We start from the raw sequence: 19,440 nt of genomic DNA, 5'->3' as shown, positions 1-19,440 counted from the left end.
GGCTGGCGGGGCGCGCTCGATGTCCGCGGAATAGCAAGCGGCGATGACGTGGCCGGGACGGTTCGGTGACCGTTGCGTTACCGGAAGGACGCTTTCGTCATATGACCCCCAGCCTGGCGTTACGATCTGCTGACGTTACTGTCGGCCGCCACCGGTCTGGCCGCGGATGTCCTGGGCGCGCAGCCAGCCCGGCGATCCGGCGGGCAGCAGCTTCTCAGCCCGCTCCGCCTGCGCCTTGGCCATCGGCATGTCGCCGCGCGCCAGCGCCTCCTCCGCCGTGGCGTAGGCGACCATGCCGTCATTCTTCTTCATGCTCCAGGCCTGCGCGGTCAGCCGCCACAGGAAGGCTGACTGCGCCTTGCCCTTCGAGGCGATCTGCAGGTTCTTCAGCGCCTCGTCCGCCAGACGGGGATCATGCTGTTCCAAGAGGGCGTGGGCGAGGGAGACGCGGATCGTTCCGGCTTCGGAACCAGCCAGCTCCACCGCCTTCCGATACGGGGCCGCGGCATCCGGCGCCCGGCCGGTCTGCAGCATCAGGTCGCCCTTCATCTCATACAGGTAGGGGTTTTTCGGCTCGTCGGCGATCAGCCCGTCGATCAGCGGCGTCGCCTGCTTGATGTCGCCCTGGCGGAAATAGGCATAAGCGCGGCCATAGCGGGCGGCGGGCGAGGGATCGTTCGCCTTGTAGCGCTGCAGGGCGCCGCGCGGATCGAGATAGCCGTACAGCTTGGCCTGGATGCGCCGCAGATCGGCCTCCGTCGCCGCCGGCAGATGGGCGTTGGCATAGCGGGAGCGGGAGACGAAGGACTTCACCGCGTCGATGCGTTCGCGCGTCAGCGGGTGGGTCAGGCGGTAACCGGCGTCGCGGTCGTTCATCAGTGGATCGCCGACGCCCAGCTTCTCCAGGAAGGTTTCCATTCCCTTGGCGGAGATGCCCGACTGTTCCAGGAAGGACAGGCCGGCCTGATCGGCCGATGCCTCCTGCGTGCGGGAGAAGGACAGGTAGTTCCGCTCCGCCAGATGCTGGCCCAGCATGACGCCGGCGGCACCTGCCCCGGCATTGCGCGACGCCAAACCGCCGATGACGCCCAGCCCCATGCCGAGCAGCGAGGAGAGGAACGCGTTGTCCATCGCCTCCGACCCGCGCACCAGATGGCCGCCGGAGATGTGGCCGGTTTCGTGCGCGATCACGCCCAGCAACTGGTCGGCATTGTCGACGTCGAGCAACAGACCGGTGTGGATGAAGATGTTCTGCCCGCCGGCGACGAAGGCGTTTACCGACGGGTCGTTGATCAGCAGGATCTGCACCGAATCCGGGTCGACGCCTGCCGCCTGGAAGATTGGCCGGGCCATCTTGCGGATGATATGGTCCGTCTCGGCGTCGCTGAGGATTTGCATCTCCGAGCGGCGCTGCGCGCTCGCCGGTGGCGCTCCCCACACCAGCGACATCAGACAAACGGACATGATGGCGACGACCGAAACCAGCCTGCTGGGCTTGCGCACCGTGACGACCTCCGGCTTGGAACAGCGGATTCCCGCGCGCGACCGGCGGAACTCCGGACCGCGACACACTCGCTTGCAAATCTGGCAACGGTTGGGCGCAGTTGCCATAGCTGCATCACTGCTGGCGGGCTGCGTCAACACCAAGTTCAAGACCGACGCCACGGTGCAGAGCTTCGTCGTCGCCGACGAACCCTATGCCGCCGGTGTGGGGCGCGACATCATCGCCCAGGGGGGCAAGGCCGGTGACGCCGTGGCCGCGATGGCGCTGGCGATGACCGCCAGCCTGCCGTCCCGCGTCGGATTGGCCGGCGGCGGCGTCTGCGTGCTGTTCGATGCCGCCTCGAAGAAGGCCCGCACCATCGATTTCCTGCCGCGTCCGGCTGGCGCCGCCGGCGCCGCCATGCCCGCCATGGCGCGCGGCCTGTTCGCCGTCCAGGCTTCCGCCGGCGTGATGCGGTGGGAGCAGGTCGTCTCCCCGGCCGAACAGTTGGCCCAGTTCTCCCCCGGTCTCAGCCGCGCGCTGGTGCAGGATTTGACCGCTTTCGGCGGGCGGTTGGCTTCCGATTCGGAGACGCGGCGCCGCTTCCTCGGTACAGGTACTCCCGCCGTCGGCGCGGTGGTCGGCCAGCCGGAGCTGGCTGCGACCCTGTCGGTCCTGCGCCGGCAGGGGGTGGGCGCCTTCTACAGCGGGCCGCTCGCCGCCACGGTCGCCCAGGGCACCGGCATCGATCCGGCGCAATTGCGCGCTTATCAGCCGCGCGTCGCCGGCACGCTGACCGTGCCCTTCGACATCAGCGACCTGCATGTGCCCGACCTGAACGAACCGGAGGCCGGCGCCGCCCTGATCCAGACCTGGAAGGCGGTCGCCGCCCTGCCGCCGGGCGAGCGCGCCACCCGCGCCGCCCAGCTGCTGGGCACCACCGGCAAGGGCGCGACCGCCGCCGGTGCCGGCGTGATGGTGATCGATCCGGACGAGAACGGCGCCGCCTGCGCCTTCACCCAGGGGGCGCCCTTCGGCACCGGCCGCGGTATCCCCGGCACCGGCATGCTGGTGGCCCAGGGGGTCGACCGCGGCGGCTTCGGCGCGCCGGCGCTGATCGCCAACTCCATCATCGGCCGCACCCTGTTCGCCGGGGTCGGCACCGCCAACGGCGACGACGGCCCGGCCGCCGGCCCGGCCGCACTGCTGTCGGCCGCCCTTCCAGCCGGTCTGGAGGACAAGTCCACCGCCCCGCAGATCCAGGCGGCCCGTCCGCAATCCATCCCCGGACGGGTCAGCTTCGTCGGTTGCCGGGTTTTGATCGAGGATGGTGTCCGCTATTGCCAGACGGCAATCGACCCGCGCGCCGGCAGCCTGGGGCTGACGGTCGAAAGCGAACGCAAGCGGGAATGATCCAACCGGAAAACGGCCCGCCCAAAGAAAGTTAGAGACGGACGATCATGAGCAAGCAGCCCAAGGTTTCCAAGCGGGGCGCGATTCCGCCCTTCTTCGTGATGGAAGTGATGCACGCCGCGGCCGAGCGCGAAGCCGCCGGTCTGGAGGTCCTGCATATGGAGGTGGGGCAGCCCTCCACCGGGGCGCCGAAGGGCGTGGTGCAGGCGGCGGCCACCGCGGTGGTGGGCGCCGACCCGCTGGGCTACACCGGCGCGCTCGGCATCCCGCCGCTGCGTGCGGCCATCGCCAAATGGTACAAGGACCGTTACGGCGTCGATGTGCCGGAGCGCCGCGTGGTCGTCACCACCGGGTCGTCGGGCGCCTTCCAGCTGGGCTTCCTCGCTGCCTTCGATCCGGGTGACCGGGTGGCGATGGCGTCACCCAGCTACCCGGCCTACCGCCACACCCTGACCGCGGCAGGCGTCGTCCCGGTGGAACTGCCGACCGGGCCGGAGCATCGCTTCCAGCCGACCGTCGAGCTGCTGGAAGCCCTGGACGAGCCGGTGCAGGGCCTGATCGTCGCCAGCCCGGCCAACCCGACCGGCACGATGCTGAGCCGTGAGGAACTGACCGCGCTCTCCGACTGGTGCCGCGCCAACGGCGTGCGCATGGTGTCGGATGAGATCTACCACGGCCTGACCTATGGCACCGACGCGGTGACGGCTGCCGAGGTGAACGATCAGGCACTGGTGGTCAACAGCTTCTCCAAATATTTCTCGATGACCGGCTGGCGTCTCGGCTGGATGATCGTGCCGGACGACCTGCTGCGCTCGGTCGAGTGTCTGGCGCAGAACCTGTTCATCTCTGCGCCGACGCTCAGCCAGGTCTCGGCGGTCGCGGCATTCGACTGCACGGAGGAGCTAGACGGTCACGTCGCCCGCTATGCCCGCAACCGCGCGCTGCTGCTGGAGGAACTGCCGAAGGCGGGCTTCACCAAGATGGCTCCGGCGGACGGCGCCTTCTACATCTATGCCGACGTGTCTGACATGACCGACGACAGCGAGGCGCTGGCGAAGCAGATCCTGGAGGAGACGGGCATCGCCTGCACCCCCGGAATCGACTTCGACACCGCCCGCGGCCGCCGCTTCCTGCGCTTCAGCTTCGCCGGGGCGGAGGAGACCATCGCCGAGGCGGCGCGGCGGCTGATCGCCTGGCGGGCGGGGAAATAATGGACCTGTTGGACGGGGGCGGCTGCGGCAGCCCCCGTCCATCCCTCAAAACAGATGCTGCCCGCCGGTGATGAAGGTCTCCGTGCCCGTCACATAGGCGGAGTCCGGCCCGCAGAGATAAAAGATCACCGCGGCGACATCCTCCGGCGTGCCCATGCGCTTCAGCGGGATGCGCGGGATCAGCACGTCGTATTCCGGGCCGGTCATCGCGGTCTCGATCTCGCCGGGAGCGACGGCGTTGACGCGGACGCCGATCTCAGCGAATTCCACCGCCATTTCGCGGGTCAGGCCGGACAATGCCGCCTTCGAGGTCGAATAGGCCGAGCCGGCGAAGGGATGCACCGAATGGCCGGCGATGGAGGTGACGTTGACGATCGCCCCCTTCGCCCGCGACAGCGGGGCGGCGAAGCCGCGCGCCAGCACCAGGGCGGCGAAGAAGTTCAGCTCGAACACCCGGTGCCAGCCCTCGATCGAGCCGTTCAGGCAGCCGAGCCGCTCCTTGATCGGGGTCTTGGGCGAGATGCCGGCATTGTTGATCAGGGCGTGCAGCGGCGCGCCGTCCAGCGCCTTGTTCGCCTCCTCCACGAAGGCGGCGCGGCTGGCCGGGTCCGACAGGTCGGCCGGGATGTGGTGGGTCCAGTTGGGATCGCGCCGGCAATGGTCCGGCACCTCCTCGCGCGAGCAGGAGATCACGCGCCAGCCTTCGTTGCTGAACCGGGTGACGGTGGCGTGTCCGATACCCCGGCTGGCGCCGGTGAGAATGACGACTTTGCGGTGCGGCATGGGGGGCTGCGCTTCACGAATGATTGCGGTCGGCGGGGAAGGCGGACGCCCTGGGAACGGCCTCGGGGTTACGGATGCGGGAGCCGGGCGCTCCCGTATCCGCCGGTGGTCCACCGCCTGCGGCGATCCTACCCGCCGCCGCTTCGCCTGTCATCCGCCAGTATGCCGGCCGCCCATCCGCTGTTGGGCGCGACTGAACGACGCAATCGCCGGCTTTGTCCATTGACGTTGCGCCCGGCAGCGCCAACCTTGGCGCAATCCCCGCACCGACGGAGCCAGCCCTTGCCGCGCCAGCCCTTCCGTCCCGCCGCCGCCGTTCCGCGCCGCCGCTTCGTCCTGCTGACCGTCGCGGCGCTGTTCCTGAGCGCTCCCACCGCTTGGGCCACGGAGGCCAAGGCCGAGGACGCCGCGCGCATCGGCTGCGTGCCGCCCGGCGTGTGGGCGGACGGCACCGGAACGGCGGTGGAGCCGGTGCCGCTGCTGCGCCGGATCGCCGAGGCGCCCGTGATCCTGCTGGGGGAGCAGCATGACAAGCCGGATCATCACCGCTGGCAGCTCCATACCCTGGCCGGGCTGCACGCGCTGAACCCCGATCTGGCCGTCGGGATGGAGATGCTGCCGCGCCGGCTGCAGCCGGTGCTCGACCGCTGGGTGGCGGGAGAACTGACGGAGGGCGAGTTCCTGAAGCAGACGGACTGGCGCAGCGTCTGGGGCTTCGATCCGCAATTCTATCTGCCGATCCTGCAGTTCGCCCGTCTGCACCGGCTGCCGGTGGTGGCGCTGAATGTGGAGCGATCGCTGGTCAGCCGCACCGCCCGCAATGGCTGGGCCGCCATCCCGGAGGCCGACCGCGAGGGTGTCGGCACGCCGGCCCCGCCGACCGAGGCCTACCGCAACCGCCTGACCGAGACGCTGGCGGCGCACGACCACTCGGAAGCCCGCGCCGCCGCGCCCGACGATGCTCCCAACAAGGCTGCCCAGCGCTTCATCGAGGCGCAAGGCGTCTGGGACCGCGCGATGGCGGAGAAGATCGCCGAGACCCGCCGCGCCACCGGCCGCAGCGTGGTTGGCATCCTGGGGGAGGGGCATGTGGCCCGGCGGGACGGCGTGCCGCACCAGTTGGCCGACCTCGGCATGCGCGACGCCGTCGTGCTGCTGCCCTGGGACGCCGACCGCGACTGCGACGATCTGGACGGCCGCATCGCCGATGCCGTCTTCGGCCTGGGGCCGGCGCGAGAGGATGCCGAACCGCAACGTCCCAAGCTGGGCGTGCAGCTCGACCCCGGGCCGGAAGGGATCACGGTCGGGGCGGTCGGCGACGGCAGCGTCGCCGCTGCAGCCGGCCTGCGCACCGGCGACCGCATCCTGATCGCCGCCGGCACGCCGGTGCGCGCGCCGGCCGATCTGGTGGCGGTGATCCGCCGTCAGGCGCCGGGCACTTGGCTGCCGCTCACCATCCGACGCGACGGGGCGGAGCAGGAACTGGTGGCGAAGTTCCCGACGGAGAAGACAGGGACGCCTTAAAGCATCTTCTCCCACCGCGCGAGCGCGTCCGGCGTGGGATTGACCGCCGGCGCGCAGTCGGAGCGGCCGAGCCGCTCATGATGCTCGCGCAGGGCCCAGACGACGGTGGGGAAGGCAAGCTCGCTCCAGGGGATGTCCTTCCAGGCGAACAGGCCGACCTCCAGGCTTTCCGGGCCGGGTTCGACATCGGGGGACAGCAGGCGGGCGCGGAAGATCATCTGGACCTGACTGATGCGCGGGATGTCGTAGATCGCCAGCAGATGGTCGATGTCGATGCGCGCCCGCGCCTCCTCCCAGGCTTCGCGGGCAGCGCCGTCGCGGGTGCTCTCGCGCTCTTCCATATAGCCGGCGGGCAGGGTCCAGAAGCCCTTGCGCGGTTCGATGGCGCGGCGGCAGAGCAGGATGCGGCCATCCTCCCAGGTCGCCACCGCCCCGACCACGATCAACGGGTTCTGGTAGGCGATATAGCCGCAGTCCGGGCACATCAGCCGCTCGCGATCCTCGCCGGGCGGAATGGCGCGGACGCGCGGTCCCCCACAGTCGGGGCCGCAATCGGGGGAATTCTTGTCGGGGAGCGTGTCGTTCGGCATGGCTTCCGATATGGCGCCGTATCCTTGGTTGGGCAAGCGGGGAAAGCGGCGGCTCGGCCGGTGCGGCCCTCTGTCCGTTCGCGGCCTGTTCCAATTCGCGATTCGTTCCGATAGGCTGTGCCGGCTTCGGTGGTGGGGCCAGCGGTGGTGCCAGTGGTGTGGGGGTGGTCGGGGTGACGCAGTTCCTGGTGAACGGGATGGTGATTGACGGCCTGTCGCTGGCGGTCGGGCTGGTGGCCGGCCTGCTGTTGGGCGCCGCCGTCGCCTGGGCGGTGATGCGCGCCGCCGCCGGCCGGGCGGAAGCCGCCGCCGCCGCCCTGCATGCGGAGTTCGCCACCCGTCTCGACCTCGCCGAACGGACCGAGGACGACCTGCGCGAGGAGATCGAGGCGCGCGACCACCAGATCGCCCGTCTGCATGGCGAGGTCGCCGACGCCCGCGAACGCCATGCCCAGATGTCCACCCGGCTGGAGGCGGAGCGCACCGCTGCGGCGGAGAAGATGGCGCTGCTGGAGCGCGCCCAGGCGGCGCTGGCCGACAGCTTCAAGGCCCTGTCGGCGGAGGCGCTGCACCAGAACAACCGCAGCTTCCTCGATCTGGCGCGGGAGACGCTGACCGGCTTCCAGGAACAGGCGAAGGGCGATCTGGATAAGCGGCAGACCGCCATCGCCGCCATCGTCGACCCGGTGCGCCAGTCGCTGGAAGCGATGGACCGCCAGATCCGCGAATTGGAAAGCACGCGGGCCGGCGCCTATGAGGGGCTGAAGCAGCAGGTGCTGTCGCTGGTCGAAACCCAGACCCAACTGCGGGCGGAGACCGGCAACCTCGTCCGTGCGCTGCGCACCCCGGCGGCGCGCGGGCGCTGGGGCGAAATCCAGTTGCGCCGGGTTTGCGAGATGGCCGGCATGCTCGACCATTGCGATTTCGTCGAGCAGGTGTCGGTCGACAGCGGCCGGCTGCGCCCCGACCTGATCGTTACGCTGCCCGGCGGCAAGACCATCGTGGTCGACGCCAAGACGCCGCTGGAAGGCTATCTGGACGGCATCCAGGCGGTGGAGGAGGTGGCGCGGCGCGACGGTCTGGTCCGCCATGCCCGCCATGTGCGCGAGCATATGAAGCAACTCGGCACCAAGGGCTATTGGGACCAGTTCGACGACAGCCCGGAATTTGTCGTGCTGTTCCTGCCCGGCGAGAACTTTTTCTCCGCGGCGCTGGAGCAGGACCCGGCGCTGATCGAGGCCGGCATCGACCATCGCGTCATCCTGGCGACGCCGACCACCCTGATCGCGCTTCTGCGCGCCGTCGCCTACGGCTGGCGGCAGGAGCGGCTGGCCGACAATGCCCGCGAAATCAGCGCACTGGGCGCTGAACTCTACAAGCGGCTGTCCGACCTGGGCGGCCATATGGAAAAGCTGGGCGGGCAGTTGGACAAGGCCGTCGGCTGCTACAACAGCGCGGTGGGGACGCTGGAGTCGCGCGTTCTGGTCAGCGCACGCCGCTTCCGCGATCTGCACGCCGCGCCGGAAGGGGCGGAGATGCCGCTGCTGGAACCGCTGGACCACAGCCCGCGCCGTTTGCAGGCGGCCGAACTGCGCGCCGTGCCGCCGGTGGAGACCACCGCAGCCGATTGATGGGCGTCCGGCCGGTTGATGCGGCATTTCGCCCCACCGGCGACGGCGCCCGGCCGCCGCTCATCGACGCTGCGGTGCGGCGGCGGGCGTGCTATCCATGCGGCGTTACCGCCCTTCGACCGCATGGAACCCGCCGATGTCGGACCAGACCGCAACCGACCAGACCGTCCGCTGCGACCGCTGCGCCCACCGCTATCCCGCCGCCGAGGAGGGGTGCCCGCGCTGCCGTTCGATTCGGCGCACCAATGCCGTGATCGTGGCTCTGCTGGTGATGCTGGTGATTCTTGCCCTGGTTGGCTGGGTCGGCACCTTGGTCTTGACCTGAGATCGCGTCCAGCTCTTTGGTCGACCCTTGCGCAGACCCTGCACAATCCGTATGCAAAACGCTTAACGAAACATCATTTCCAATAGACCCGATAATCGAGCAAGTTTTTTGCTTGTCACATTAGGTTTATTTTGAGAAGCAACCCTATGCTGTCGTCTTTGCGCAGGGGTTGCACCATGCTGAAAAACCTCCGGATTGCCGCGCTTACCAATCTGTTCGGGGTGGTGGTCACGCTGGGTTTCCTGGCGGTGGTCGTCACCGGCGCACTGGCGATCCGCGAGTTGAAGGTGGGGGGGCCGATCTACCAGCGCATCGTCCTGGGCAAGGACCTGATCGCCGACATCCTGCCGCCGCCGGAATATGTGATCGAAGCCTATCTTGAGGCGACGTTGGCGATGAACGACCCGGCGTCGGTCGGACAGCGCCGCACGCGGCTGGCGCAGCTGCGCAAGGATTATGACGAGCGGCACGAGTATTGGCTGAAGGAGGGCTTCGAGCCGGCGCTGGTCGACCAGTTGACCCGGACCTCCCACGCGCCGGTGATGCGCTTCTGGAGCGAAATCGAGACGAGATTCCTGCCGGCGCTGGCCCGCAAGGACGAGGCGGCGGCGCGCGCCTCCTACGCCGCCATCGCCGAGGCCTATGCCGCCCACCGCGCCGTCGTCGACCGGATCGTCGAGGACACCACCCGCTACAACAGCGAGACGGAGGTTTATGCCGCCGGGCGCGAGAGCCTGTTCATGACCGCGGTGTGGGGTGTGTCGGCCCTGGTGCTGGTGGTCGTGGTGCTGGGCGTGTTGGGCATCCGGCGCCGGGTGGTGCGGCCGGTGGGTGAACTGACGGTGGCGATGCGGACCCTGGCCCAGGGCAACCTCGCCGTCGCCATTCCCGGCGCTGACCGCGGCGACGAGGTGGGGGCGATGGCCCAGGCGCTCAACGTCTTCAAGCAGAATGCCGAGGAGGCCGAGCGCCTGCGCCGTCTGCGCGACGAGGAGCGCGAGCGGTCGGAGCGCGAGAAGCAGGCGGCCCTGCAGCGCATGGCCGAAACGGTGGAGACCGAGGCGTCGAACGCGGTCGACGTGGTCGCCAGCCAGACCAGCCAGATGGCCGGCAATGCCACCCGCATGGCCGAATCGGCCCGTGCGGTCAGCGACAACAGCCAGAATGTCGCCGCCGCCGCGACCCAGGCGCTGTCGAACGCCCAGACCGTGGCCGCCGCGTCGGAGCAGCTCAGCGCCTCCATCCGCGAGATCGCGGCCCAGATCGGCACCGCCACCACGATGACCGGCGACGCCGTCGGCGCGTCGGTCCGGGCGGAGGAGACCATCCAGCGTCTGGCCGAGGCGGTGACCCGCATCGGCGAGGTGACCGACCTCATCAACGACGTCGCCGGCCAGACCAATTTGCTGGCGCTCAACGCCACCATCGAGGCGGCGCGGGCTGGCGAGGCGGGCAAGGGCTTCGCCGTGGTCGCGAGCGAGGTGAAGCAGTTGGCCGGCCAGACCGCGCGGGCGACCGACGAGATCGAAAGCCAGATCGCCGCCATCCAGGCCACCACGGCGGAGGCGGTGAATGCCGTGCGCGCCATCGCCGAGCGGGTGCGCGGCGTCGAATCGGTGTCGGCCACCGTCGCCGCCGCCATCGAGGAGCAGGAGGCGGCGACCGGCGAGATCGCCCGCAACGTCGTCCAGACCTCCAACGCCGCGCAGGAGGTGGCGGCCCGCATCGCCGCCGTGTCTCAGGAGGCCACGGCCACCGGCGAGCGGGCCAGCGAAGTCAATGCGCTGTCCACCCGCGTCGCCACCAGCATCGACCAGCTCCGCCGCGTCCTGATCGAGGCGATCCGCACGGCGACGCCGGAGGTGAACCGCCGGGCCGCTCCGCGCTATCCGCTGAACCGTCCGGGCCGGCTGACGGTGGCCGGGCGCGATGTGCCGGTGACGGTCGACAACGCCTCGGAAGGCGGTGCCCAACTGAGTGGCCTGCCACAGGAGGCGTGGAACGGACTGGCGGAAGGCACCGCGCTGCGCGTTGCGCTGCCGGGGCTGGAGCCGGTGCCTGCCGTCGTGCGCGCTCTGGAACGCGGTGCTGCCGGCCGTCTGCATGTCACCTTCACCCTGGCCGGGGCCGAGCGCGACCGGTTCGCGGCGCAGTTCGGCCGCAGCGTCGGCGGGCTGGTGCCGATGGATCATGCGGCCTGAGCGGCTGGCTCGCCACAGGACGGGAAAAGCCTTAAGTATGACAGGGATTTCATGACGACGGGCGGGGGCGCGGGTCCAGAATGGCCTTGGTTCCAGGGCCTCCCGCCCATGCTGAAAGCCCGTCTGCCATGGTCGACACCACAGCCTGTCCCTATTGCGGGTCCGATTACGGGCATGGTCCCGACGACTGCCCGCTGTGCCGCTCCGCCCGACGCAAGGACCTGATCGTGCGATGCGTCATCGGGCTGATGTTTCTGATCCCGATCCTGACGCTGTTCGCCACCATCCTGCTGGACAACGGCATGGGGAAGATGCTGTCGATGGATTGAAGGCTGGTGGGGATCGGGCGGAGAGCGGCCGGCGACTACAGGTGGCCGGTCCGCGCCGACTGTTCCAGCGCCTTGATGTGCGACAGGCCGGGCAGGATCTCCGACTTCACGAACTCCATGCGCCGGTTGGGGCCGCCGCCGCCGCGGGCGAAGCGGTGCTTCCACAGATTCATCTTCACCGCCAGACCGCACAGCACCCCGCCGATGGTGACGTGGTGGGACGAGATCAGTTCGCGGATCGACCGGAAGGTGTCGGCGTTGATGTCGCTCCAGAAGTCCTTCGATCGGTTGTCGAAGCTCTCGAACCGGCCGGTGATGGAGGTCGAGATGTCGGTCAGGTCGCGGGCGATGTCGTCGAGCATCCTGATCTGGCGGGGGTCGCGCTTGACCTCGGCGGAGCTGCGAATTTCGCCCATCCAGCCGACGAAGCGCTGCACCTCCGGCACGATCTCGTCCAGGCATTTGCGGAAATAGGCCAGCGACAGGAAGACGTCGCCGTATTCCTCGAGAAATTGCGGGATCTCGCCCAGGCCAATGTCCAGCCGGTCGGCCATCATGCGCAGGTTGCGCAGAGCCTCGTCCCGGTTGGGATTGGCGAACAGCTGGATGATGTCGGTCACGTCGGAGACCTGCAGCTCCTCCGTGCCATAGACATATTCCATCAGCGGCCGGGTGAAGACCCGCATGTAGTTGGTCAGCTCGGCCTTCTTGCGGTCGGACAGGGTCAGCGATTCGACATTGTTGACGTCGATGTTCAGCCGGCGCAGTTCGATCCGTGAGGAATAGACGTCAAAGCTGGAGGCGGCGCCGATCTTCTCCAGCTTCACCAGATCGCGTTCGACCTCGTCCTTGTAGGATTCGAAATAGGCGGGGATGTGACGGGGGGAGACTTGCCCGCTGCCGGTCTGGGCATCGCGGAACATCTCCACCACCGTCTGCAGCCGGACATTCTTGATCAGGCGCGCATGCTGGAGGCCGGGCGTTTCCAATGGGATCGCCGACAAGGGCAGGATGTGAAGGGAATCGCGCGCCTCGTCATCCCAGGCCCTGCGCTTTTCCGTATCGGGAGCGGACTTCGCATCCGCCGCCGTTTCGCTTGCCCCGCCGTCCAACCGACCGTCCCCCACTGCCTCTTCGCGTCTTGTCTCGGCGATTATCGCAGAGCGCACCTTACAACAGGAGTCAGGGCTGACAAGGATCGAGATGTGGCGGATTGCAGCGCAACCGGCGGGGGGCGCCCGCCGATGGCGGCGGCGCCCCGGCCGAACCGGTCAATGGACGCTGACCGGCTCCATATCGTTCTGGATGATGGCGGCGAAGGCCAGTTCGCGGTCGGCCACCACGCTCAGCGGCGTGCCGTCGGCGGCGTGGATGGCGAAGGCGGCGGTTCCGTCCATCTCGACCGGGCGGACATAGGCCACGTCGCCCAGGCCGAAGCTGGCGAAATCCTGGGGCGACAGCTGGCGCAGCTGGGTGTGGGTATCGTTCATCATGATAGTGATCTCCCGGCGGCTCCCCGTCATGGGCGACCGCGCGTGCAGAGTGTCGGGGGTAGAGTGTCGGAGAACGGGGGTGAAGGCTGTGACCTGGATCAGACTTTCCGGCGATCAGTCGTCCCGGCCATCGGCGGACACGTCGATGGTGCGGGGCATGGCGCCGCCGGCGGCCTTCTTCGGCTGCTCGATCTTGATGGTGCGGACCTTCGGTTCCGGCATCGGGCGGGTCAGGTCGATGTTGAGCAGCCCGTTGTCGAGCGAGCAGCCCACCACCTCGATCCCCTCGGCCAGGACGAAGCTGCGCTGGAACTGCCGCGCGGCGATGCCGCGGTGCAGGTAGACGCGCGACTTGTCGTCGGTCTGGCGGCCGCGGATGACCAGCTGGTTGTCCTCTATCTGGACCGACAGGTCATCGGAGGTGAAGCCGGCCACGGCGAGCGTGATGCGCAGGCCGTCGTCGCCGATCTGCTCGATGTTGTAGGGGGGATAGCCTTCGGCCGAATTCTTGGCGATCCGGTCGAGCGTGCGCTCGAACTGGTCGAAGCCAAGCAGCAGCGGGCTGTTGAAGAGCGAAAGGCGAGTCGTCACGACGCATCCTCCTCACGACGGGAGCGAGTTGCGGAAGATGGGCCCGTTTCCGGCGCCCGGCGGGTCGGCGGCCCAGCATCGGCCGGCGCCGCCATGCCTATAGATTGGGAGAGCCGAGGTCGCGGTCAAGAACCCTGTGAGCCTCAGGAATGGTTAAGAATCTCAGGCGCCTCGCCGAGTGCCACCGCCACCGCGTCGGCGATGGCCAGACAGGAGGTCAGGCCCGGCGATTCGATGCCGAACAGATTGACCAGACCGTCCACCCCGTGGGTGTCCGGACCCTGGATCAGGAAGTCGGCCTGCGGTTGCCCCGGCCCGCTCAGCTTCGGCCGCACGCCGGAATAGGCCGGCACCAGCGCGCCGTCCGGCAGCCCCGGCCAATAGGCGCGCACCGCGCCATAGAAGGAGTCGGCGCGGGCGGGATCGACGGCGTAATCAACGCTGCCCTCCACATCGCCCAGCCACTCCACGTCGGGACCGAATCGTGCCTGTCCGGCGAGGTCCAGCGTCAGGTGCACGCCCAGACCGCCCTCCACCGGCACCGGATAGACCAGCCGCGAGAAGGGCGAGCGGCCGGCGGCCAGCGCATAGTAATTGCCCTTTGCCAGCACGCGCGGCGGCACATGGGCGGCATCCAGCCCCTCCAGCCCGCGCGCCACGCCCCAGGCGCCCAATCCGGCGGCATTGACCAGGGTGGAGCAGGCGATGCGCATCGGCTCCGCCCCACCGACCTCCAGTTCGAAGCCGGTGGCGGTTCGGTGCGAGCGCGTCAGCGGGCTCAGCAGCGCCAGCATCGCCCCGGCCTCTTCCGCGTCGCCCAGCAGGGCCAGCATCAGCCCGTGGCTGTCGATGATGCCGGTGGAGGGCGACAGCAGGGCGCCGACGGTGCGCAGGTTGGGCTCCCACGCCCGCGCGGTGGCGGCATCGATCTCGGTCAGGTCGGTGACGCCGTTCGCGGCGGCCTGGGCGCGGATCGCCGCCAGCTTGGGCAACTGGTTCTCCTCCGTCGCGACGATCAGCTTGCCGACGCGGCGATGCTCGACGCCATGGGCGGCGCAATAGTCATAGAGCGCGTCGCGGCCGGGCACGCACAGCCGGGCGCGCAGGCTGCCGGTCGGATAATAGATGCCGGCATGGATAACCTCGGAGTTGCGGGAGCTGGTGCCGGTGCCGATGGCGTCCGCCTCCTCCAGCACGATCACCTCGCGCCCGGCCTGCGCCAGCCGCCGCGCCACCGCCAGCCCGACCACGCCCGCGCCGACGACCACGCACTCCACCCGTTCCATCGCGCCTATTCCTGCCTGCCGAATCTTGTGCCGGGAAGGGGAGCGCAAAGAAGGGGCGTGCGCAAGAAGTTCCGGATATGCCGTCAGGCTTGACTCCGGCCCGCCAATGGGTATTGTGCGCGCCTTCACCTCCTGGGAAAGCGGGCGCGCGCAATCTTTGACGCCCCGTCCGCCGCCTGTAACAAGGCGGACGGAACTACCGGGACAACATCAACTCGTGTCCAACGAGGCCTGAGAGTTATGAGCAAGCGTCAAGAGTCCAAGTACAAGATCGACCGCCGCCTTGGCGTCAACCTGTGGGGCCGTGCCAAGAGCCCGCTGAACAAGCGCGAGTATGGCCCGGGCCAGCATGGCCAGCGCCGCAAGAAGCCGTCGGACTACGGTCTGCAGCTGATGGCCAAGCAGAAGCTGAAGGGCTACTACGGCAACATCGGCGAGAAGCAGTTCCGCCGCATTTATGCCGAGGCCGTCCGCCGCAAGGGCGACACCGGCGAGAACCTGGTCGGTCTGCTGGAGCGTCGTCTGGACGCGGTGGTCTACCGCATGAAGTTCGCGCCGACCCCGTTCGCCGCGCGCCAGCTGATCAACCACGGCCACATCCTGGTCAACGGCCGCCGCCTGAACATCGCGTCGGCCCGCATCAAGGACAACGACACCGTCGAGGTGCGCGCCAAGTCCAAGCAGATGGCGCTGATCCTGGAAGCCTCCGCTTCCGGCGAGCGTGACATCCCCGATTACCTGGAAGTCGACAGCAGCGCGCTGAAGGGCCGCTTCGTCCGCGCCCCGCTGCTGGCCGACGTTCCGTACCCGGTCCAGATGGAACCGAACCTGGTCATCGAGTTCTACTCGCGCTGATCGGTCGGCTCCCGCCGAACGCGAAAGGCCGCTCCCTCGGGAGCGGCCTTTTTGCTTTTCAGCTGGTCGCTTGCCAATGCGGTCCCTCCCGCATGCGGTGTTATTTCCGCCGCGTCAGCAGCAGCGCCGTCAGGTCGTCGTCGATGGGGCCGGTCGCCTTCAGGTCGCCGAGCAAGCCGGACAGCAGGGCGGCGTCGTCCGGCTCCTGCAGACGGCGGGCGAAGAGGGTGGCGAGACCGTATTCGTCCAGAACCTCGTGGCTGTCCTCGCCGCCGATCGGGATCTCGATGGCGGCGTCGGAATAGAGGAAGAGGCGGGCGCCGGGCGGCATCGGCATCAGGCGGCTGTCGTAGCTGGCCGACGCCAGCAGGCCGAGCGGCAGGCCGCTACCGTCGCCCAGCCGCGGCGCCTCATCGCCCGGATGCCACATCATCGGCGCCGTCGATCCGGCCGAGGCATAGTGGAACAGGCCGGCCGCCGGGTCGATCACGCCGGTCAGCATCGTCGCGAACTGGCCGCAGGGCAGCAGCCCGCACAGCCGGCGGTTGACGGCGGCCAGGAACTCCGCCGGGCTCAGTTCCGTGCTGCCGATCTGGCGACAGATGGCGTCCAGCCGGAAGGTGTTCAGCGCCGCCCCGACGCCATGGCCGGAGAAGTCGACCAGATAGATGGCCACCCGGCCGTCCGGCAGCCGATTGATTCCCCAGAAATCGCCGCCCAGCTCGGACGAGGGGGCGAAATGGGTGTGGATGGCGATGCCGGTCGCCGCCTCCAGCTCCGCCAGGCGGTCGGGGCCGGGCAGCATCCGGGCCTGCATGGCACGGGCCAGCTCCAGCTCGGCTTCCGTGCGGCCGTGATACTGCTGCAGGTCGCGCAGCATGGTGCGCTTGCGCAGATGAATGCGGACGCGGGCCAGCAGTTCCACCGCGTTGATCGGCTTGGTAACATAGTCGGTCGCCCCGGCGGCGAAGGCGCGGGCGCGATCCTCCGCCCGGTTCAGGCTGGACTGCACCAGGACCGGCAGCGATTTCCAGCGCGGATCGGCGCGCAGGCGCCGGCACATCTCGAACCCGTCCATCTGCGGCATCATCAGGTCGAGCAGCACGAGGTCGGGCTTGAACCGCTCGATCCGGACCAGGGCGTCGTGCCCGTCCTCCGCCTGTTCGATCAGGGTGATGCCGCCGCGCTCCAGTAATGCCAGCAGCAGATGGCGGTTGATGCGGTTGTCGTCGACGACCAGCACACGGGCGCCGGCCAGCCCGTCGAAGGCATCGCGCGTCTCGACCGGCAGCAGGCCGGGTGGCGGCGAACCGGTCATGGCGCCGACTCCCGCTCGATCCACAGCAAGGTGTGGTCGTCGCCGCTGGCCCGGCCCAGGGCAAAGCCCAGCGAACGGACCACCGCGTCGAAACCCTCGCCTTCCGCCACCGCGCGGGCGATCATCCAGCCAAGCCCGATTCCGGTCCCGCCGGCGTCCAGCGCTTCCAGCACAGCGACGGAGTAGAGCGCCAGCACGCCGCCGCGCGGCAGTTCCATCATTTCGCTGCGATAGCGGGTGCCGGGGGCGATGCCGATCGGCAGGCCGGTGGCCAGGCCGAAATGCGGCCCGCCGTCACCATCCAGGATCATCGGCGGGGCGCCGTCGGCCGAGGCGTGGATGAAGCGGCCGGCCTTGCCGTCCACCACCCCATAGGTCATGGTCGCCTTTTCCCCCGCTGCCAGAAGCCCGGCGGCGCGGTCGTTCAGCGCGGTCAGCAGGCCGGAGGCATCCTGGCCGTGAACGGGTCCAAGCTCCTGCAGAAGGGTATGCAGGCGGAAGGCGTTCAGCGCCGCCGAAACCCCGCGGCCGGCGACATTCAGCAGATAGACGCCGAAGCGCCCTCCGCCGAGCGGCAGGAGCCCCCACAGGTCGCCGCCGAGATGGGGGGAGATCGCGCTGTGGGCCCGCAGGCGACAGCCGGCGGCGGCGGCCACCGCGTCGCATTGCGCCGGGGTCGGCAGCAGGTGCTCGTGCATCGACCGGGCGATGGCCAGTTCCGCCTCCACCCGCGCCCGATAGGCCTGCAGACGGCGGATCAGCACCCGGTCTTCCAGATGGATGCGCACGCGGGCCAGCAACTCGGTGCGCTCCAGCGGCTTCGACACCAGATCGGTGGTGCCGGCAGCGAAGGCGCGGTTGCGGTCCTCGCCGGACGACAGCGCGGTCTGCACCAGGATCGGCAGGTCGGCGGTCTCCGGCATGGCGCGCAGGCGGCGGCAGACCTCGAACCCGTCCATTCCCGGCATCATGATGTCGAGGATCAGCAGGTCGGGGAGGGCGGCCTCGATCATCGCCAGGGCCTCCAGCCCGCTTGCGGCGAAGGAGACCCTGCGGAAGCCGGCCTCGGCGAGGAAGGCGCCGATCAGGGTGCGGTTGAAGGCGGTGTCGTCCACCACCAGGATCGGGCAATCGAGGATGGTGCAGTCGGGGTCCTGGTATTCGCAGGCGCGGCCGTCCGGTCGCTGCGGATTGGCAAGCCCGTCCGGCGGCGCCGACACGGCCGTGCAGCCGGGGCTATGCCATCCCACCGCGGTCACAGCCGGAACCTCAGGCGGATGCTGCGGCCGCCATTTGCGATCTCCAGCTCTTCGGCGATGTTGCCGATCAGGTCCAGACCGCGGCCGGAGGCGCCGGAACTGGTGCGCGGGCCGGGGGTGAAGCCTTCGCCTTCGTCGGTGACCTCCACCGTCGCCAGCGCGCGGTCATCTTCTGCCAGCCCATCTTCCGCAGGATCGATCCGCAACGCGATGACGATGCGGCGGGCGGCCAGGGTCGGGTCGGCCAGACGATCGCCCAGGTCGCGGGAAAAGCGTTCCAGTTCCTGCGCGCTCAGCTCCTTCATGCCGGCGACGCCCAGGTTGCCATGGACCAGCGCGTTGCTGACCGCCTCGTGCAGGGCCAGCTCCAGATCGTCGCGGCGGTCCCCGTCCAGCCGATGGCGCGCGTTCAGCGCGGCCAGCAGCCGCCCGCCGAGTTGGATGTCATGGGCGGTCGCGGTGGTCAGGTTGAGGTAGAGGTCGTTGCCCGCCGCTTCGGCGAGCAGCGGGACCAGCCCCGCGGCATCGCTGCCGTCCGGCGGTTCGATCCAGGCGGCGACCGGGGGAAGCCACAGCTCGTCGGCGCCGGGGTCCGCTCCGGTCAGCAGGACAGCCAGCGCCGCCGGCCCGGCGGGCTCCGCAACCGGGGCCAGACCCAGACCCTGAGCCAGCCGCCCAAGCCGTTCGGCCGGCATCCCCGGAGCCGCGAGGCCGGCGAAGCGGGTGCGGCATCCGACCGTCCCGGTCGCGCCCCGGGCCGCGCTGTCGGCCGCGCTCTGGGCCATGCTCTGGGCCGTCCCGTCGCTCACCGGGATCAGTCCTCCATCGCAACGATCTTGGCGATCTGCGCCACGGTCAGCACCCGCTTCACTTGGCCGGCGGCGCCCCGCAGGACGAATTGCTTGGCGGCGCGGTCCATTTCCTCCCGCGCGATCAGCAGCATGCCGATGCCGGCGGAATCGACGAACTCGAGCGACGACAGGTCGAGCACCTGGCGCTTGAGCTTGTTCTGCCCCATTTCGCCGATCAGGGTCCGCAACTTTGCATGATCGTTGAAGGTCAGCCGGCCGCGCAGGCGGACGACCGCCTCCTGGTCGCGCACTTCTATGCCGTAATCCATAGGCCCGTCTTTCCGGAAAAGTGGTTCA

Annotated in this window: 19 protein-coding genes; 8 read left to right on the top strand and 11 right to left on the bottom strand. The window is 69.2% G+C overall.

The genetic code is table 11. The features are described 5' to 3' along the window. Positions 1-135: 135 nt before the first annotated feature. Complete coding sequence (locus ACCD06_RS14255; RefSeq protein ID WP_109157029.1) at positions 136-1,503, bottom strand: M48 family metalloprotease; 1,368 nt, start codon at positions 1,501-1,503, stop codon at positions 136-138. Here ACCD06_RS14255 and ACCD06_RS14250 point away from each other — a divergent pair. Both ACCD06_RS14250 and ACCD06_RS14245 read left to right on the top strand, forming a co-directional pair. Next, entirely contained in the window at positions 1,463-2,896 is a 1,434-nt protein-coding gene (locus ACCD06_RS14250) for a gamma-glutamyltransferase (RefSeq protein ID WP_413341378.1), read from the top strand. The two genes, ACCD06_RS14255 and ACCD06_RS14250, sit on opposite strands and share 41 nt — an antisense overlap. Before the next feature lie 47 nt (positions 2,897-2,943). Beyond that, the gene (locus tag ACCD06_RS14245; protein ID WP_413341376.1) at positions 2,944-4,107 is read left to right on the top strand and encodes a pyridoxal phosphate-dependent aminotransferase; all 1,164 of its coding nucleotides are present in this window, start codon (positions 2,944-2,946) and stop codon (positions 4,105-4,107) included. Positions 4,108-4,152: 45 nt separating this feature from the next. On the opposite strand, the gene ACCD06_RS14240 is transcribed toward ACCD06_RS14245, so the two are convergent. After that, complete coding sequence (locus ACCD06_RS14240; protein ID WP_109153506.1) at positions 4,153-4,890, bottom strand: SDR family NAD(P)-dependent oxidoreductase; 738 nt, start codon at positions 4,888-4,890, stop codon at positions 4,153-4,155. Between the two features lie 282 nt (positions 4,891-5,172). On the opposite strand from ACCD06_RS14240, the gene ACCD06_RS14235 reads away from it, so the two are divergent. Continuing rightward, positions 5,173-6,414 (top strand): ChaN family lipoprotein, encoded by a 1,242-nt coding sequence (locus tag ACCD06_RS14235; RefSeq protein WP_413341373.1) that lies wholly within the window; start codon positions 5,173-5,175, stop codon positions 6,412-6,414. Here the strand turns inward: ACCD06_RS14235 and ACCD06_RS14230 are convergent. Then, on the bottom strand, positions 6,411-7,004 hold the full coding sequence (locus ACCD06_RS14230; protein WP_109157033.1) for an NUDIX hydrolase: 594 nt from the start codon (positions 7,002-7,004) through the stop codon (positions 6,411-6,413). The two genes, ACCD06_RS14235 and ACCD06_RS14230, sit on opposite strands and share 4 nt — an antisense overlap. A 173-nt stretch (positions 7,005-7,177) precedes the next feature. Here ACCD06_RS14230 and rmuC point away from each other — a divergent pair, with 173 nt between their 5' ends. From rmuC to ACCD06_RS14210, 4 genes are all read left to right on the top strand, one after another. Further along, a complete protein-coding gene (gene rmuC / locus ACCD06_RS14225) occupies positions 7,178-8,635 on the top strand; it encodes a DNA recombination protein RmuC (protein WP_247882817.1) in 1,458 nt (485 codons plus the stop codon). Positions 8,636-8,771: 136 nt separating this feature from the next. Next, a complete protein-coding gene (locus tag ACCD06_RS14220) occupies positions 8,772-8,960 on the top strand; it encodes a hypothetical protein (protein ID WP_109153504.1) in 189 nt (62 codons plus the stop codon). A gap of 176 nt (positions 8,961-9,136) precedes the next feature. Further along, positions 9,137-11,161, top strand: coding sequence for a methyl-accepting chemotaxis protein (locus tag ACCD06_RS14215; protein WP_413341371.1), 2,025 nt, complete (start codon positions 9,137-9,139; stop codon positions 11,159-11,161). Positions 11,162-11,289: 128 nt separating this feature from the next. Then, positions 11,290-11,490: a hypothetical protein gene (locus tag ACCD06_RS14210; RefSeq protein WP_244560865.1), complete on the top strand. Its 201-nt coding sequence runs from the start codon at positions 11,290-11,292 to the stop codon at positions 11,488-11,490. 35 nt (positions 11,491-11,525) lie between these two features. Here the strand turns inward: ACCD06_RS14210 and ACCD06_RS14205 are convergent, their stop codons facing one another. The 4 genes from ACCD06_RS14205 to ACCD06_RS14190 form a co-directional block, all read right to left on the bottom strand. Next, positions 11,526-12,602, bottom strand: a complete 1,077-nt coding sequence (locus tag ACCD06_RS14205; RefSeq protein ID WP_109157035.1) for a hypothetical protein — start codon at positions 12,600-12,602, stop codon at positions 11,526-11,528. A gap of 159 nt (positions 12,603-12,761) precedes the next feature. After that, positions 12,762-12,983 (bottom strand): DUF1150 family protein, encoded by a 222-nt coding sequence (locus ACCD06_RS14200; RefSeq protein ID WP_109153517.1) that lies wholly within the window; start codon positions 12,981-12,983, stop codon positions 12,762-12,764. 114 nt (positions 12,984-13,097) lie between these two features. Further along, the gene (locus tag ACCD06_RS14195; protein ID WP_042689584.1) at positions 13,098-13,574 is read right to left on the bottom strand and encodes an Hsp20 family protein; all 477 of its coding nucleotides are present in this window, start codon (positions 13,572-13,574) and stop codon (positions 13,098-13,100) included. A 143-nt stretch (positions 13,575-13,717) separates the two neighbouring features. Further along, entirely contained in the window at positions 13,718-14,860 is a 1,143-nt protein-coding gene (locus ACCD06_RS14190; protein WP_413341367.1) for an NAD(P)/FAD-dependent oxidoreductase, read from the bottom strand. 240 nt (positions 14,861-15,100) lie between these two features. Here ACCD06_RS14190 and rpsD point away from each other — a divergent pair, with 240 nt between their 5' ends. Further along, positions 15,101-15,715 carry a 30S ribosomal protein S4 gene (gene rpsD / locus ACCD06_RS14185; RefSeq protein ID WP_014248629.1) on the top strand — a complete coding sequence of 205 codons (615 nt, stop codon included), beginning with the start codon at positions 15,101-15,103 and terminating at the stop codon, positions 15,713-15,715. A gap of 100 nt (positions 15,716-15,815) precedes the next feature. On the opposite strand, the gene ACCD06_RS14180 is transcribed toward rpsD, so the two are convergent. Genes ACCD06_RS14180 through ACCD06_RS14165 form a run of 4 tightly spaced genes read right to left on the bottom strand, consistent with a single transcriptional unit; the run spans position 15,816 to position 19,412 of the window. Beyond that, positions 15,816-17,033 carry a PP2C family protein-serine/threonine phosphatase gene (locus ACCD06_RS14180; protein WP_413341365.1) on the bottom strand — a complete coding sequence of 406 codons (1,218 nt, stop codon included), beginning with the start codon at positions 17,031-17,033 and terminating at the stop codon, positions 15,816-15,818. Next, positions 17,030-18,253: a response regulator gene (locus ACCD06_RS14175; RefSeq protein ID WP_413341363.1), complete on the bottom strand. Its 1,224-nt coding sequence runs from the start codon at positions 18,251-18,253 to the stop codon at positions 17,030-17,032. The genes ACCD06_RS14180 and ACCD06_RS14175 overlap by 4 nt, the downstream gene beginning before the upstream one ends. A gap of 35 nt (positions 18,254-18,288) precedes the next feature. Beyond that, the gene (locus tag ACCD06_RS14170) at positions 18,289-19,101 is read right to left on the bottom strand and encodes an ATP-binding protein (protein WP_413341361.1); all 813 of its coding nucleotides are present in this window, start codon (positions 19,099-19,101) and stop codon (positions 18,289-18,291) included. A 5-nt stretch (positions 19,102-19,106) separates the two neighbouring features. Then, on the bottom strand, positions 19,107-19,412 hold the full coding sequence (locus ACCD06_RS14165) for an STAS domain-containing protein (protein WP_109153489.1): 306 nt from the start codon (positions 19,410-19,412) through the stop codon (positions 19,107-19,109). Between the last annotated feature and the right edge of the window lie 28 nt (positions 19,413-19,440).

The organism is Azospirillum sp. CT11-132 (genome assembly GCF_047302835.1).
In the GTDB taxonomy this organism is placed as follows: Bacteria; Pseudomonadota; Alphaproteobacteria; order Azospirillales; family Azospirillaceae; genus Azospirillum.
The sequence above is the reverse complement of the archived record's forward strand: the minus strand, read 5'-3'. Positions and strand labels throughout refer to the sequence as shown.